The 14852-nt window shown below is 51.8% G+C and carries 14 protein-coding genes and 1 tRNA gene; 3 read left to right on the forward strand and 12 right to left on the reverse strand.

Going from position 1 to position 14852, the window contains the following annotated elements; translation table 11 throughout:
- Positions 1 to 167: 167 nt before the first annotated feature.
- The 3 genes from HW561_RS09480 to HW561_RS09490 form a co-directional block, all read right to left on the reverse strand.
- Positions 168 to 926 (reverse strand): HNH endonuclease, encoded by a 759-nt coding sequence (locus HW561_RS09480; RefSeq protein WP_328803270.1) that lies wholly within the window; start codon positions 924 to 926, stop codon positions 168 to 170.
- A gap of 243 nt (positions 927 to 1169) precedes the next feature.
- The gene (locus HW561_RS09485) at positions 1170 to 1466 is read right to left on the reverse strand and encodes a hypothetical protein (RefSeq protein WP_176864049.1); all 297 of its coding nucleotides are present in this window, start codon (positions 1464 to 1466) and stop codon (positions 1170 to 1172) included.
- 4 nt (positions 1467 to 1470) lie between these two features.
- Positions 1471 to 2007, reverse strand: coding sequence for a helix-turn-helix domain-containing protein (locus HW561_RS09490; RefSeq protein WP_235962849.1), 537 nt, complete (start codon positions 2005 to 2007; stop codon positions 1471 to 1473).
- Positions 2008 to 2260: 253 nt separating this feature from the next.
- Here HW561_RS09490 and HW561_RS09495 point away from each other — a divergent pair, with 253 nt between their 5' ends.
- On the forward strand, positions 2261 to 3355 hold the full coding sequence (locus HW561_RS09495) for a tyrosine-type recombinase/integrase (protein WP_176864051.1): 1095 nt from the start codon (positions 2261 to 2263) through the stop codon (positions 3353 to 3355).
- Between the two features lie 191 nt (positions 3356 to 3546).
- Here the strand turns inward: HW561_RS09495 and arsJ are convergent, their stop codons facing one another.
- Genes arsJ through HW561_RS09510 form a run of 3 tightly spaced genes read right to left on the reverse strand, consistent with a single transcriptional unit; the run spans position 3547 to position 6637 of the window.
- Entirely contained in the window at positions 3547 to 4812 is a 1266-nt protein-coding gene (gene arsJ / locus HW561_RS09500) for an organoarsenical effux MFS transporter ArsJ (protein ID WP_176864053.1), read from the reverse strand.
- The gene (locus HW561_RS09505; RefSeq protein ID WP_176864055.1) at positions 4809 to 5807 is read right to left on the reverse strand and encodes an ArsJ-associated glyceraldehyde-3-phosphate dehydrogenase; all 999 of its coding nucleotides are present in this window, start codon (positions 5805 to 5807) and stop codon (positions 4809 to 4811) included. The genes arsJ and HW561_RS09505 overlap by 4 nt, the downstream gene beginning before the upstream one ends.
- Positions 5804 to 6637, reverse strand: a complete 834-nt coding sequence (locus tag HW561_RS09510) for an arsenate reductase/protein-tyrosine-phosphatase family protein (protein ID WP_176864057.1) — start codon at positions 6635 to 6637, stop codon at positions 5804 to 5806. The genes HW561_RS09505 and HW561_RS09510 overlap by 4 nt, the downstream gene beginning before the upstream one ends.
- A gap of 261 nt (positions 6638 to 6898) precedes the next feature.
- Between HW561_RS09510 and HW561_RS09515 the strand changes: the two genes are divergently transcribed.
- Together HW561_RS09515 and HW561_RS09520 are read left to right on the forward strand one after the other, a co-directional pair.
- Positions 6899 to 6974 (forward strand) — tRNA-Thr (locus HW561_RS09515).
- Positions 6975 to 7810: 836 nt separating this feature from the next.
- Positions 7811 to 8986 (forward strand): site-specific integrase, encoded by a 1176-nt coding sequence (locus tag HW561_RS09520; protein ID WP_176864059.1) that lies wholly within the window; start codon positions 7811 to 7813, stop codon positions 8984 to 8986.
- A 222-nt stretch (positions 8987 to 9208) separates the two neighbouring features.
- Here HW561_RS09520 and HW561_RS09525 read toward each other — a convergent pair whose 3' ends face one another.
- The 6 genes from HW561_RS09525 to HW561_RS09545 all read right to left on the reverse strand — a co-directional run bounded on the left by HW561_RS09525 (position 9209) and on the right by HW561_RS09545 (position 14846).
- Positions 9209 to 9886, reverse strand: coding sequence for a hypothetical protein (locus HW561_RS09525; protein WP_176864061.1), 678 nt, complete (start codon positions 9884 to 9886; stop codon positions 9209 to 9211).
- A gap of 299 nt (positions 9887 to 10185) precedes the next feature.
- Positions 10186 to 11793 (reverse strand): DUF2326 domain-containing protein, encoded by a 1608-nt coding sequence (locus HW561_RS09530; protein WP_176864063.1) that lies wholly within the window; start codon positions 11791 to 11793, stop codon positions 10186 to 10188.
- Positions 11783 to 12007, reverse strand: a complete 225-nt coding sequence (locus HW561_RS24275) for an ABC-three component system middle component 7 (protein ID WP_408015367.1) — start codon at positions 12005 to 12007, stop codon at positions 11783 to 11785. The genes HW561_RS09530 and HW561_RS24275 overlap by 11 nt, the downstream gene beginning before the upstream one ends.
- Complete coding sequence (locus HW561_RS09535; RefSeq protein WP_176864065.1) at positions 12004 to 12765, reverse strand: ABC-three component system protein; 762 nt, start codon at positions 12763 to 12765, stop codon at positions 12004 to 12006. Before HW561_RS09535 ends, HW561_RS24275 begins: the two co-directional genes overlap by 4 nt.
- Before the next feature lie 244 nt (positions 12766 to 13009).
- Positions 13010 to 13579 (reverse strand): hypothetical protein, encoded by a 570-nt coding sequence (locus HW561_RS09540; protein WP_176864067.1) that lies wholly within the window; start codon positions 13577 to 13579, stop codon positions 13010 to 13012.
- 319 nt (positions 13580 to 13898) lie between these two features.
- Complete coding sequence (locus tag HW561_RS09545) at positions 13899 to 14846, reverse strand: caspase family protein (protein WP_176864069.1); 948 nt, start codon at positions 14844 to 14846, stop codon at positions 13899 to 13901.
- Positions 14847 to 14852 lie beyond the last annotated feature (6 nt).

The raw sequence follows: 14852 nt of genomic DNA on the forward strand, positions 1-14852 counted from the left end.
CTTAACCTAATATCTCTTTTTCTGTAATGCAGGTCACCCTAGACTGCGGGCACATCTTAGCCAAGCTCGTGTACCTTGTTCTCATGGCGAGACTGTTGATTTGTAGATCTCTACCTGGAGCAACCCAGACATCAGCTCCGAGCCTGGCAGAGCGTGACTTTATACAATTAGTGCTTGAAGCAATTCTCTCGGTGCCAAGTCATAAATCCAGCTCTTGGTCGGTTGGCCGGACGTTCAGGTATCAAGAGCTTACCTGAGGAATTGATCATCGCTGTCACGGCTTCCAGGTCGTTGCTTTGCCTCGACACTAGAATGGAAAAATCATCAGCCAGCCCGACCAAACCTCTGTCAAACATCCAGTGAGCTGTTCCAGACAGCGCTAGCCCATTGCTCACGATATCGGGGCCGTCGCGTTCTACTGGCCTGATATGGGCTGCTTCAACTTCGGCACGTCCGCCTCCATTGATCAGGCGCAGCCCGGTGATCGCACAACGTTCACCATAAGCGCGAAGAACATTCTTTCTGAAGTTGCGGTCGCGCACGACGCGGTTGGTCAACTGATTGACGCGATCCCGCGCTGCGAGATGCTGAAAAGGTATCTGCGAGTCTTGGAAGCCGGGCATTTGATTTGTCTGATCGACGCGAGGCAGAAAATCATCGTCTTGCCCAAGCCCGCGCTCCACGATGCGGGCGAAATCCTCTGCCGAAAGCGGCCGTACCGCAGCCTGAGCACGTCCGGAAATATTCCCAAGGTCATTCAAGACGCCTTGCTCGATGATGCCGTCAGTATCCCGGAATGGAACCGGGTCGCCAAAGTCGAGATAGGTCCCGGATTCGATGATAGCCAAATACATATCAGCGCTGCGAGGGTCTGCTATGATCTCTTGTACCTTGGCGACGGCGAAGTAGCCTTTGGTGTTTTTCACCTTCGTGGGTTCAAGATAGACGATCCAGTCGCCTTCGCACTTTTGCACACGGGTCAGGTACTTTTTCGGGAACTGATATCGTTCCGATGGAACGTCATCGTAGACTGAGTCTGTCCGGTGAATGAAAACTCCGAACGTCACGCGAAATGGCCTCCCGGACAGACAAGTTGGAGCCTAGTCTCAACCGCACTAGGTAGTTCCCGACATGCCCAAAGAGTTCTGAAATGAAGTTTTTTGCTTTGCTCACTCAACAATCAAATGCTCCAATTTCTTGCTCGCGAAATGCAAGGTAAGAACTGAGCCTGTTAGCACTGGGACAAGAACGCCCGCCACGGCAACACAGATGATTAGGCATGCTGTGAACCAACTGAAATCGGTGCCGTAGTCGAAGAATTTGAAATGAAGAAAGCCCGCGAGATACAGGGCACAGACGCCCGAATATATGTTGTATATCGGCGACAGCGGATCGATTGCGGTTCGTTGTGCACGTTCCAAAGCCGCCCGACGGATACGCTTCCAGTTTTCGCTCGGTTTCTTCATTTCTCTACTCCCTAACAAGCTCGATCCATGTGTGAACGTCGTCATCCGTTACTTCACGACCCTTGACGTGCGACTCATACCAGCGCGCTACGATTGCCCCGCGTTTTTCGCTTTTGATCTTGATACCCTCTGCGTTGAGGTGCTGATCCAGCGAGCTTTCAATCTCTTTGAGTGCGTTGAAGTCGTGTCCGGCTCTGATGGCGTTTGTACCTAGCAATAACCAAGGCACATCGACTTCGAACCGTTCGCCCATTGCTATCAGGGCCTCCACTGGAATGCCGCGCTGGCCTTTCTCGTAGCTATGGTAGGCGCGTGGGGAGACGCCAATAGCCTCCGCCATAGCTGCCTGCGAAATGCCGACTTCACTGCGAGCAATGGTCAGACGCGCACCCATAGCAGCAAACAAATCAGCATGTTTTTGCGCCATCTTCGATTTCCAATTGACGACTTCGTAATTTTTCGCGAATATCGCAAAAAATGACGAACTATTACGGTTAATCCCATCTGAACACGTCAGATGGTGCTGAACAAGCGATTCCATGCGGCAAACCTATTCACACCTAGCGGACAAGGACGAATGAAATGGCAGAAATTGAAAAATCAGACAGCTCGCAAATCCTGGGACTTGGCAAAACCCCAGCTCAATGGGTTGAGATCATGGCTGAGCGAGAGATTGAAATTTCCGAGCGCACCTTGCGCGAACGGGCAAATGACACCGGCGCATTCTATCGGCTTGGGCGGACCATGCTGATCACGCCCGCGCAGATCGATACGATTTTTGAAGGAGGCCAGGCATGCCGCTCGAGATCTACAAGAGGGGTCGCTTCTATTGGGCAAAGGGTTGGGTCGAGTACAACGGCAGGCGCATCGCAGGCCCATACCGGCGAAGCACTAAGGCATCTACAGAAGCAGGCGCGCGGGACTGGATAACGCTTGAGACAGAATTACAGATACGCCGCCATGTGGTCGGCGACGAAGTCAGCAAGACATTCTCTGATGCTATCTTGCTGTACAACGCATCGAAAGATGATGCCGAAAGGCTCATTCCGATTGTGCAAGAAATTGGCGATACGCCGCTGAATGCAATCTCGGGCGCATTGTTGAAGGGGCTCGGACCAAAATGGAAACCGATGGCCTCAACCGACACGTGGTGGCGGGAGATTGTCACGCCTGCTAGTGCAGTGATCAACAACGCGCACGAGTTGATTGGAACACCTCTGATCCGAGTGAAGCCCTATGACAGGTTTGAGCGGATTGCGCAGGATAAGCGCAGAGGGAAGCCAAGCCGCGTCGAGCGCACTCCAGCGGACAGGGAATGGATAGAAGCCTTCTGTCGGGCAGCCGATACTTACAACGCCGCATTGGTCCGGTTCATGTTCGAGACGGCCGCGCGGATCGATCAGGCCGTGTCATTGGAGCCAGACGATCTGCGGCCCGCCGAAAACAAGGTCAGGGTGAAGGCTCAGAAAGGCCACCCTGAAAGCTGGATAACTGTTTCGCCTGAAATGATGGACGAGCTGCTGGCCCTGCCACCGAAACGGCCAAAGAACCGCAAGACTGGCAAATTCATGAAACCGCGTGTGTTCGGCTATGGCAGCTCGACTGGCTACAACACCCGATGGAAGACCATCTGCAAGCGTGCGGGCATCAAGTACCTTTCCTCGCACCCAGCAGGGCGGCACGGGTTCTTTACAGAATTGGTTGTGCGACAGGGGGTCGATCCGGTCACAGCGGCCAAGGCTGGCCGCTGGTCAGGCCCCAATTTGCCTATGCGCATTTACGCTCATGCGGAGACGGATGAGGCCGATGTCAGGGCCCGTTTTCGTACAAACCATGTACAGGACGACCCTGTACAAACACCCAAGCAACAGAAATCAAAGAAGGAATAACGCTATGAACGGTTCCCTCCTAAGGGGCAGGTTGCAGGTTCGAATCCTGCCGGGGTCGCCAGCTCATCTGTCGTGCAGCCTTAGGAAATCGGGTGCGGTTGGCGAACGTGACCAGCGATAACATCACTGAGACCTCGATCAGAATACCGACCACCGTGGCCAGAGCTTCGCTAGAGTTCAATCGAAAATACTCAGTGCACGGCCCCAATGTCCTCCGCGTTCAACTTTTCGGATGTCAACGTCGCCAGCGCCACCATGACGGTCGCAGTCCCCAGCACCAACGGTAGCCCTCCGATCTGATAGGTCAAACCGGACAGGAGGGTGCCGATCAGCCGTCCGGTGGCGTTTGCCATGTAATAAAAACCGACATCCATCGTGACCCGCTTGGCCTGTGTGAAGGCCAGAATCAGATAGGAGTGCAGTGCGGAATTGATCGCGAAAATGGCGCCAAAGGCCAAAAGCCCGATGACCAGTGTCATAGTCAGCCAGGGCTGAGGGCCAGATGATAGCAAAACAGCGGCGGTCAGGGCGGTAGGAACGCAAATCAGCACCGCCGCCCAATTGCGTGCGGCGCGGATCAGGTCACCTTCCGAGCGCTCAGAGGCTTGCAATATTCGTGGTGCGCTGACCTGAACGCCCCCGTAAAGGATGATCCAGCCCGCCATGAAGGTACCGATCATGAAAAAGGCGGCCCGGTTCCCATCCTCGGTTCCGTCCGAAAGCACCGCGTAGAAATAGATCGGGATGCCGACCACAAACCACACGTCCCGGGCCCCGAACAAGAAGACCCGCGCCGCAGACAGCCAGTTCACATTGGCCGATTTGGAAAACACTTCAGAGAATTTTGCACCCTTGCGCCCTTTGGGCAGGCCAGGCGGCATGAACAGGAAAACCGCGATCAGGATCACGGACAAAACCGCGGCCATGGCAAGAACGGCCCATGTAAATCCGAGTGTTGCCAGCAACCCTGCACCGAGCAGAAAGCCCAGCCCTTTCACGGCGTTTTTTGACCCGGTCAAGATGGCGACCCAACGAAACAACGCTCCGTCTTCGGGTGGGGCCAGTAGCTTCACGGCGGATTTCGAGGACATCTTGGCCAGATCCTTGGCCACTCCGCTAGCACCTTGTACGATCATGACAAAGACAACCTTGGCTGGTATGGCCCAGGTGGGATCGAGCTGTGTCAGCACCAGAAGTGCCACCACCTGTAGCCCCAACCCTGCATAGAGGGTCAGGGTCAGCCCGAACCGCGCTGCGATCCAGCCGGCGGCAAGGTTCGTACCCATCCCGGCGATCTCGTACAGCACAAACAGATAGGCCAGCTGAACGGGTGAAAAGCCCATCATGTGAAAATGTAGCAGCACCAGCATCCTGAGCGCACCATCGGTCAGCATGAAGGCCCAATAAGCCGCCGTGACGGCGATATACGCTGACAGACCCTCGTGCCTTTCGGTCACAGCGTGTTCCCGACCATCTGCGCCACATCGACCAGACGATGCGCATAGCCCATTTCGTTGTCGTACCACGCGTAAATCTTTACCTGGGTGCCGTTCACCACCATGGTCGACGGTGCATCTATGATCGATGACCGTTTGTCATTGGTATAGTCGGTCGATACCAGTGGGCGGGTTTCATAGCCTAGAATACCGTGCAGATCGCCCTCGGCAGCGGCTTTGAAGAAGCCATTCACTTCTTCGACCGTTGTCTCACGCTCAACTTCAAAGACGCAATCGGTCAACGAGGCGTTCAGCAGCGGGACCCGCACGGCGTGGCCGTTCAAACGGCCCTTGAGCTCGGGGTAGATCAGTGTGATGGCGGTGGCAGATCCGGTCGTGGTCGGAATCAGCGAATTCAATGCCGAGCGCGCGCGACGCAGGTCTTTGGCCGGGCGGTCCACAATGGTCTGGGTGTTGGTCACATCGTGAATCGTGGTCATGGACCCGTGACGGATTCCCAGATTTTCATGGATCACCTTCACCACCGGGGCAAGGCAGTTGGTGGTGCACGAGGCCGCCGTCACGATGTGATGCGCGGACGGATCAAAGGTATTCTCGTTGACGCCATAGACGATATTTGCGGTTGGGCCGTCCTTGACCGGGGCCGAGACCACGACTTTCTTCACGCCAGCCTCAAAATAGGGTTCTAGCTTGGCCTCGGTCTTGAAGACACCGGTGCAGTCGATGACCACATCAACCCCGTCCAGCGGCAGCGCATTAAGGTCCTTGGTTCCGATGTATGGCAGGTGCGCGCCGTTGATCGTGACGCTATCCGTGTCATGCTCAAACGTGGCATCCCATCGCCCGTGAACACTGTCGAATTCCAGCAGATGCGCGTGCATTTCCGGGTCGCCGACCGTATCGTTGATCCAGGCGATCCGGGCTCCTTTTTCCAGCAGCGGCTTCAGGGCCAGCTTTCCGATCCGACCCAGACCGTTCACAGCGTAGGTTGTCATTTCATGTCCTCGACAGGCGATCTGCCGATGTCATCGACAGCAGTTTGCAACGCAATCCGGTCGAGGCTTTTGACCGGCAATGAAGTAAAAGCCTCGATCCGGCGCTTGAGCGCGCCATAGGCATTTTGGAAAGCCAGGCCTTTTTCGGCATCGGTGCCTTTTGTTCTGACTGGGTCGACCATGCCCCAATGGCCGCTGATCGGTTGGCCATCCCACGCCGGGCAATCCTCGTTTGCGGCCTGATTGCAGACGGTAAAGACGAAATCCATTTCCGGCGCATCCGGCCCGATGAATTCCGAGATATGCTTGGATCGCAGGGCCGAGGTATCATGCCCCTTGTCCTTCAATACTTGCATGGCAAACGGGTTCAGATCGGAATTGGGCTTCGTGCCAGCGGAAAACACGTTGAACCTTTCCCCTGCGATGTCGCGCAGCAGCGACTCTGCAAAGATTGAGCGGGCTGAATTTCCCACGCAGATGAACAGCACGTTGAATGTCCGGTCTGTTATGGGGGCATTACCCTGAGTGAATGGCATGCAGAGGTCCGGGCGACCACGGCAACAATCGACGATCAGGAAATCCAGCATCTGCTGCACGGCCGTCATTTCAATCGAATAGAGCAGGGAAGTTCCCTCCCTTTTCTGAGACACCAACCCCGATCGTTGCAACGCGTTGAGGTAGTTCGACATGGTGCTGGGTTTGATACCCAGCTCGGATGCCAGCTCTCCGGCAGGAACCGTGTCAGGATACCGTCGCATTAACATGCGAAACACGGTGATGCGCTGCGGGTGGCCCAGAATTGCCAGTTGGTCAGTAACTTCTTTTGTCATATTTCATGAAATACCGAAATATTGACTATGCGTCAAGCTTCATCTGAATCCCTGTTGCCAGATCACCTATCGCGTTGATGAGGTTTGTTTTCTCATGAAACGAGATGGTCCGAGTATCTACATCTGTGGAAAGCGGGTTGAATTTCGGCACAAAGGCGCAAGAGGCGTTGCCATATCGAGGCTTGCGCACAGTGTTCTGAGCGTTTAAACGAGCCGTCGCATCCGGTTGCGATAGCGTTTTGCGCAGATGCCAACAAGGTTGCCGCTGTAGCTCAGCTGGTAGAGCACGTCATTCGTAATGATGGGGTCGTAGGTTCGAGTCCTATCAGCGGCACCACTTTTCCATTGAAAGCCGAACGGGCAGATTTTTGGGTCGGCGCTTTCACCCAGATCTTTGGTCCATCGACACACATAAGCCAAACAGTTTTGGTGAGAATACGGCCTTTGAAACGAGCCGAACGGTCGTCGCCCGAGTGTCTAAGGCGTGCTTCTCGACGTCGCCTACCCCTATAGAGATCATGACAATTCCACCTTCCCCCGTCTTTCGAAGATGATCGTTCAAAACTTGGTTCTTCTGGGTGGGTGACATGTCTGCCGTCAACTTGCCATGCGTTGAAAGAGTGCTATCCGTCATGGATAGTTCCTGTGCTTTTTGAGTTAGAGTTTTTTGATTGTGTACAGGCAAACAAAGCTACGCTTTTCTGCGCCTTCGGGAATTTGCATGCAACTGTGCAATTGCCGCGCTGTAGGTTGTCAGTGTATCGAAAACTCTACAAAGTGTTAAAAAGCATCAAAATAACAATGCTTTACGACCTCAACAAAAAAGAAAACACAAGCCATCAACGAAACGGTTTTCTACACGTTTCTACGTCAATCTATGCCGCGTGGTTGCTAGGTGGTTGCCGTAGGCGTGAGGAAATCTCGCCTATTCTTGCTAACCCATTGAAAAAGTGGTGAGCCGTGCAGGATTCGAACCTGCGACCCACTGATTAAAAGTTAGTTCAAATGGCTTTTCTACGGTTTTCTACGTTGCGCTATATTGGTGCATAACCATTTGAAATACCTGTGTTTTTATTGAGATTCACCCACACTCTCCTCATACTGTTTGTCACAAAGTGCTATGCCCGGTGGTTGCTAGGTGGTTGCTGTGGCTGTTTTGAGGAACCAAAGCTGATGAAATTGACTAAACGACAAATCGACAACGCCACATGCCGCGAAGATAAGACACTTTATCTTTGGGATGGCACGCTATCCGGCTTTGGCGTGAGACTTTTGCCGACCGGCTCAAAGCGGTACGTCGTAAAATACCGCTCTTACGGTGGTGGGCGCAGTGCCAAACAACGCTGGGTGACGATTGGCATTCATGGCCAAATCCCGTTCGACCAAGCAAAAGAGCACGCGCGACAAATATTGGCGGCCGTGAAACGTGGAGCAGATCCGCAGGGAGAAAGACTAGCCATACGCGGCGCACCAAAGCTTTTAGATGCATGGGAGAAATTCGAACGCGAGGAGCTGGCCAACAAGAAGCCCGCGACCATCCGAGACTATACCTCATGCTGGGAGCGGCACATTGGCCCAAAGTTGGGTAGCACCAAAGCAGTAGATGTGTCGCGTTCAGACGTAAGCCGCTTGCATCAGTCGTTGAGTGATACCCCATATCTGGCAAACCGGATGCTGGCCTTGTTGTCGTCGTTGATGAACAGATGCGAAGCATGGGAGTGGCGAGAGCAAGGAACCAACCCATGCCGCTATGTTAAGAAGTTTGAAGAGCAATCTCGGGAACGGTTCTTGTCCGACCCCGAACTGGAACGGCTCGGTAAAGCAATGCGCGATCTGGTAGATGAAGGCGCAATTTGGCCGGATGTAGCCAATCTAATCAGGCTCCTATTGCTGACAGGTGCCCGAAGGAACGAAATCGCCAAGTGTGAGTGGGGCTGGGTCAACTGGGAACAGAAGCGAATCTCTCTGCCCGATAGCAAAACCGGGGCAAAACCACTGTTCTTGGGGGATAGCGCACTTCAGGTCTTACAATCACAGAAGGTCACTACCCGCGACCCTGATTCAGTTTACGTTTTTCCCGGCAAGAAGCTGAATTCCCCGCTAGTTAACTTGTCAAAACCTTGGAAGTTAATCTGCGGGGCGGCAGAACTGAAAGGTATCAGGATACATGATCTGCGCCACACCGCAGCAAGTATTGCAGTCGGCCAAGGTGTTGGTCTCCCGGTCATCGGCCGCTTGCTCGGCCATACGCAAACCCAAACGACGGCGCGTTATGCACACGTAGACAGCGATCCTGCATTGGCTGCGGCCAACGCAATTGGCAATGCTGTTGGTGGCTCTATCGGATAGACACAAAGCTCGATGATGATGGACACTTAAGATGCCCAGTCTCAGCGCTGGGCAAACATTTCTTACCTGCGGCTACGGTCGAAGCATATTGTTTGCCGAAACTAAATAGACTTGGTGGCCACAATTTCCCGGACAACTTGACAACTCCTGAGCGAGGTCGGGCCACTGAGCTGCCGTTCGCCGCGCTACGGTTATCAGTTCAAGAGCCGATGACAGCGAGGGTTACCAAACACAGATTTCCTCGGCTGCAACGTTCTGATGTCTCTGTAGTTCCGCATTGATTTGCGGGAAAGTTCGTAGTCTGCAGTGCCGACCACGAGCTTCAATCGTTTCGTAGAGTTCATCAACCGTTGTTTTGTGCCGAAGGTAGATCGTGTTAATGGCCTTTGCTACACGATCCCGTGGCAATACATCAACTTCTGGGCTTTCCCTAATGTCGCGCAGGAACTTTGTGCTAGGCCATTCTGGCTTAAGTTCTTTTGGAGGAAAAACTAGGTAGAACAAACCGATTGCGTCTCTCACTTCGGCATTCCAGTTGGACAATGATGTTCGCCCACCACCTCCGGCCTCATGGTCGCCTAAAGCAGCAGCACCATCCACGTTGCCTGCCTCTTCAAACGGATTGTAAAGCGAATGAAGACTTGGGGGTTTCCCGGCGGCCTTCATAAGTTCTTTGGCTCCATGCCTCCCCATACACCGGACAATGGAGTAAGACGGGTCATTCCGATATGTCAGTTGCACATAGCAAACTTCATCTGTCAGATCGCGATAAACTCCATGTTGGTTATCTGTATCTAAAAGTTTGGTTAGATGCACGATGTTCGGATCAAATACTTCTACAACCTTAGTTCTGAATGACGAGCCCACTGGCCAGTCATGCTGCTCTCCCGCTTTACCCATTAATGCCTCGCAGTTTTTTTGGTCGTTCAGACGACTCCAATCTTCGGCGACTTCGACGAAGAAGCAAGTAAATACAAAGGAACAAAGGTAAAACCCTTACTAAAAAGCTGCGCTTTTGGCTATTGCCAGGCGTGGTCTTCGGGACATAGGGACAGAACAATCGGGACAGCTTGGCGCGGAATTTAGGAGAGTTGGCCACCCAAGCGGACATTCGCTGCGGTTGCAGCACTAGTAGTGGTTGACGGCAGCTTTGCCTAGGAAAACAGACATTGAAAAGTTGCAGAAGCGGCTCATTGCCGCTAGCTTCTCCAGTCCTTTATGTAGAGTTGGTTTTCATTAGAAAGCTGTATCACTTTTTGTTTTGTCAATATTGCTTCAGCCTTCGCGCCATATTTTTGTATTTCGTCAATTGCGATAAAGGTCTGACGGTTGAACGAAACATAAAGTTCTACTAGACGGGCCACTGCCTCGTTTTCGATGTTCTTAAAGAGTACCGAGTCATGTATAACAAATGGGAGGACGGTAGTTTGGAGGATCGCCAGATCCAGCAAAATTAAGTTGGAATACGCTTTACCCGTCCCAGTGTCTTCAACAGCAGAGAAACTGTAGCTATTGTTGGCGATTTCCAGCGTCGGACTCTTTCTATGCTCGTCATAAACGTCGTCTACTAGCTTTCTGATTTTGTTGTTTATGATGTTGGAGATATGGGCCGAGATGGAGTTTCTCTCTTCGGCTAGGCGCATCCGTTCGTCGCGTAGATTTTCCGTCACATCTTTGTCAGTTTCAAAGTAATCTATCTCTCTCGTAGCGTTACTGCGTCGGACAGCTAATTCGTGGACTCTATCAACAATGACCGTGGGTTCGTCGACATTCCCGAGTGCTTCGCTAATCTCTAGATCTACGGAAGCGATAGAATTTTCGATCTCTTGAACACCTTTAGTCAGTTCTTTTTCACTGGCCCTAAGCTCGTCTCTAAGAATGCTAGCAATCTTAGAGTGAAAGGTTTCAATTTGACCAAATCTATCAAAGTTTGCTTCAGGAAAGAACTTTTCAAGGTTCTTGAACGCCTTGCTCTTTATGTACCTATTTTTGCTTAAGTCTCGCTTCACCCTAGAGAGATTGGCAGACAATCTGTCTCTTTCACCTAGCAACGCGTCTCTAGTTTCTTTTAACTCCAAAACCTCGCGGTTTACAATTTCACCAATGCTAATCGCATACTTGGCCAAGTTGTTTTTGATGTCTTTGATTTCGGCGTCAACTTCTGACAATAATTGTAGGTTGTTTTTGTATTCTGATTTGGTGCTTTTGGGAATTAAGTTCTGTTTGTATGCGCTGTTGACCGTCTTTTTCTTGTCGGCGAGATTCCTCACGGAATCCGACAATGCTTCTATCTCGTCGTACTTTTTGTAGAGCTTAATCAGGTTGTCTATCCGACTGGCGGACGTTTCTTTGGCGTGTGAATGTAGCGGTTGCTTCACATCTAAGTTGTCTTTACCCCATATACGGGAAAAAGGAGACGTTATGGATCGAAATGTTAGCTTCACGTCGTCCAAAGAGTATGCAGCCTTCAGGAAGGTTCTATAGTCTTCTATTGAAATAGGTGTCTCATCCTCCGAATCCTCCGATAGCTGGTGAACTAGGTTTGGTGTGGCGGTGTTTCGAACAAAGTGGACAAGTTTGTCTCCGAACCGGAAGCAAAAGCGATAGTCGTGATGCCCCAGTTCTTTGGGAACATCGCTGTTGTGCCGAAGAAAGCTGTCTCCGCCAAAGGCGAAGTCAACGATCATCAGTAGATTGGACTTCCCGATAGAGTTGGTGGCGGCCTGGTCGCCGAGAACGACATTAAAACCGGGGTGAAACTTAATAGTTCCCGTCTTGAATTTGTTACAACGGATTTCAGTCAACATAGGTAATTATTCCCGTGCTCTCGTCGAAGTCGATTTTGCGGAGTGCAAAAAGCGTGTCCAAGGCTAAGATAAACTCCGCCACGTCTGGAAACTGCTTGGCTGTTTCAGTTCGCAACTGGCCAACTGTTGTTTTTGTTCCGACGTCCATGAGCAATCTGGAGGATTTTCCGATAATGGAGTTGTCAATAGATGTAAATTTGTCGGGGCAAATCACTCAAACACCTCGCAGTTTTGGATGAAGAACGAGGCAATAATCTCTGCAGCGTCTTTTGTTTCGGATTTTGTTTTGGCGTCTAACCAATTGACGATATTTTCAAATACAGCTTGCTGACTAACACCTTTACTTTTTTGAGTGAGGTAAAACGTTTTAACTTGGGAGGAAATGATCTCGGAAGTGCAATCACCAGCCAAGTCAAGTAGAGCTAGCTTCTCTCTGACAAACGTATAGTAGTAGCTTACATTGCTTTTGATTTTTCTCCGAGTAGGCTTGGAAATACTGTCATTGAGTTTCTCGTCGACCTTTACGGAAGTGAAAATAATTTCCGCCTCAATGTCCTCGTCAGCATCAGAGTAGATGGCGTCAACGATTTCTAGTATGCCTTCCTCGATATGGTGCTTTTTCCAAAGCTGTTCTTGTCCGCTTCGTTCCATAGCCCTCTTTTTTATTGCAACTAGCTCCCTATACTCCTCAATTGTTCGGGGCTTGTCGTACTGAGTGTGACACAAGCTGCAAAGCGGTATCAGATTGTCTTCATCATTTACGTCTTTTCCAAGGCGTTCTTCATACTGCAAAAGAGTTTCTTCCGAGGGCGTCGGGTTTAGTGGGTAAATGTGCGCGATCTCGTAATTTTTGTAGGATTTTTGACCCTTCGTGTAGAACAGAGGTTCCGCATCCAAAGGGCATACGCGATCAACTTGTGAAATGAGAGCAAGTTGTTGCGCATTAGATAGATTTCGTCGTTTGTTTGACACTGTTTTGTTCCACCTGAAACAGGCACTTAGCTTTGCTCGAATTGCTTTCGGCGACACTAGTACGAGTTTTCCATGAAAGTCACGCGTTACGTTCTCTCATAGGTAGTGTTTGTGGTATTTTGCCTTTCCTGACCGGTACATCCAATGCCCGGTTTCCGCAGTGTTCGCGACATGCCGCATGTTCGAAACTCCGAACGACGGTGAAAGTCTCGTAAGGGCTCAATTTGCCCACTTTCCGGTTTTTTCAGCTGCAGCGCACCGCTGCGAAGGTGGTGCCGACCTGTTGGTTCTGGATCGTTTCCCGCAGCACCGGGCACCCCGTGACTTTTTCGATCGCCGCCACATTGGCAACCGGCAGGGTCATGTCGGACGACAGCAGGACCTCATTCAACCCCGGCTCATTCGGCCCGGCCAGATAGACGCCCGCGCCATTGGCGGGCCGCGCCACAACAAAGAAGCTGCGCCCGTCAATTTCAACGGTCTGCGCGTCCGGGTAATAATCCTTCATTTCCGAGCAGGATGCGAGCAACACGCCCGACAGCAAGAGCGCCACGATCCGTTTCATTTCCATTCCCTTCAAGGTTGTTTGCCCATCCTTGGCCTGAAATCCCGCCGGAATGCAAGCCGGGTATTCCGCACTGATCGAGCGTGAGCCTGACAGTGCGAGCAGGCCAAACCCGATGAGGCTGAGCCCAAAAATGGCGCTGCACACATGATCGCCGCGCCGCATAGGCGGGCGGCAGGGGTGTCGCGGCTTTACTGGACCATTTGCCGTGTCCCTACCCAGCATTTTCCCGGTTCCAGCATGGCTCATGCGAGTGTCCGGTTTGTGCGGTTCGCGACGTGCGGCTTAAGCGAGGTGAACTTATACCTCTAAGGTCTGATAAGGCTCTGAATGACGTGGGCCTGTGGCCACCAAGCAGACATTCGCTTTACTTGCAGCAGCAAACATCACGGATGGCAGCTTTGCGCAGATACCGGACTTCGCAATATCGAATGGACGCCCAAACCGGACCTTCGACTTACCTTCATGACGCCTCGGCAAAGCTAGTCAGTGCTGTCATTGAACATACAATGGCTGCACAATTTTGGGGCATCCAAAATTCGGAAAGACCTACCGTTTCGGATTGGCCTTAAAGATTTTTTTCAGCCACCAGTCGCCAATATTGATATCCCAATGCGGTTAAGCGGCACGCCTTGGATTCCATAGCAGCGAAGTAAAGATGTTCGGTGTCAACTGGCAAAACAAGGCCGACAGCCATAAATTTCTGCATGTTTTTCAGAATTGCGACATTGTCGGGATTCGCCGAATCTTCAGTGAATTCATAGCTTGGGTCCAGATCGTGATGTGTGTCTGGCGTCTCAAAATACTCTGTGAGCTTGCGAAGCGTATCCAATGGGACCTTGGGGCCAATTGTGCGCAAAACAGCAAAAGAAGAGACGTTGGTCTTAAAGATCGGGCGTTGATCCCATGCTCCCAGCGCTTCGTCCACATAGGCATAAAGAGATCCCGGTGTAATGTTGCCGCGAATGTCGGCGGCTCCACCTTGAAGCGCATCAACCAGCAACGAGGTAAATACACCAGCACCATCGATTTCTAGTGCAGTCTCGTCATCAGCACTGGCCGTCAGGACTGTTAAACCCTCAGACAACGTTGTCATCGACAAGCCCGCCAGATTCGGCTTTGCCAAGGCCCCGGCATGACAACAGTCAAGAATGATAACTTTGTTGCGGGCACTCGAGGCATTTGCGATTTGCAGGACGTCGTTCATCGACAACCCTTCACTGTATTGCTGAGCGTCCGTTGTGACGAGATAACCACCGTCGCTTTTGATGAACCCGTGACCAGAGAAGTAAAGCAGAGCCATATCAGGGCTACCGCTGAACAGTTTTTCTATGGCACCCCGAAGTGTAGCGCGCGTAACTTCATTGCCCGGTGAGAGCAACGCCTCAACTGCAAAATTACGCGACCCTCCACCGTTGTACTCGAGGGTCGTTGCCATTGCATTGGCGTCATTTACACAGCCATCAAGTGGAGCATTGGGATAGTCGTTAATGCCAACAACAAGTGCTTTTCTCATAACTGG

Source organism: Ruegeria haliotis, from assembly GCF_013377785.1.
Taxonomy (GTDB): domain Bacteria; phylum Pseudomonadota; class Alphaproteobacteria; order Rhodobacterales; family Rhodobacteraceae; genus Ruegeria; species Ruegeria haliotis.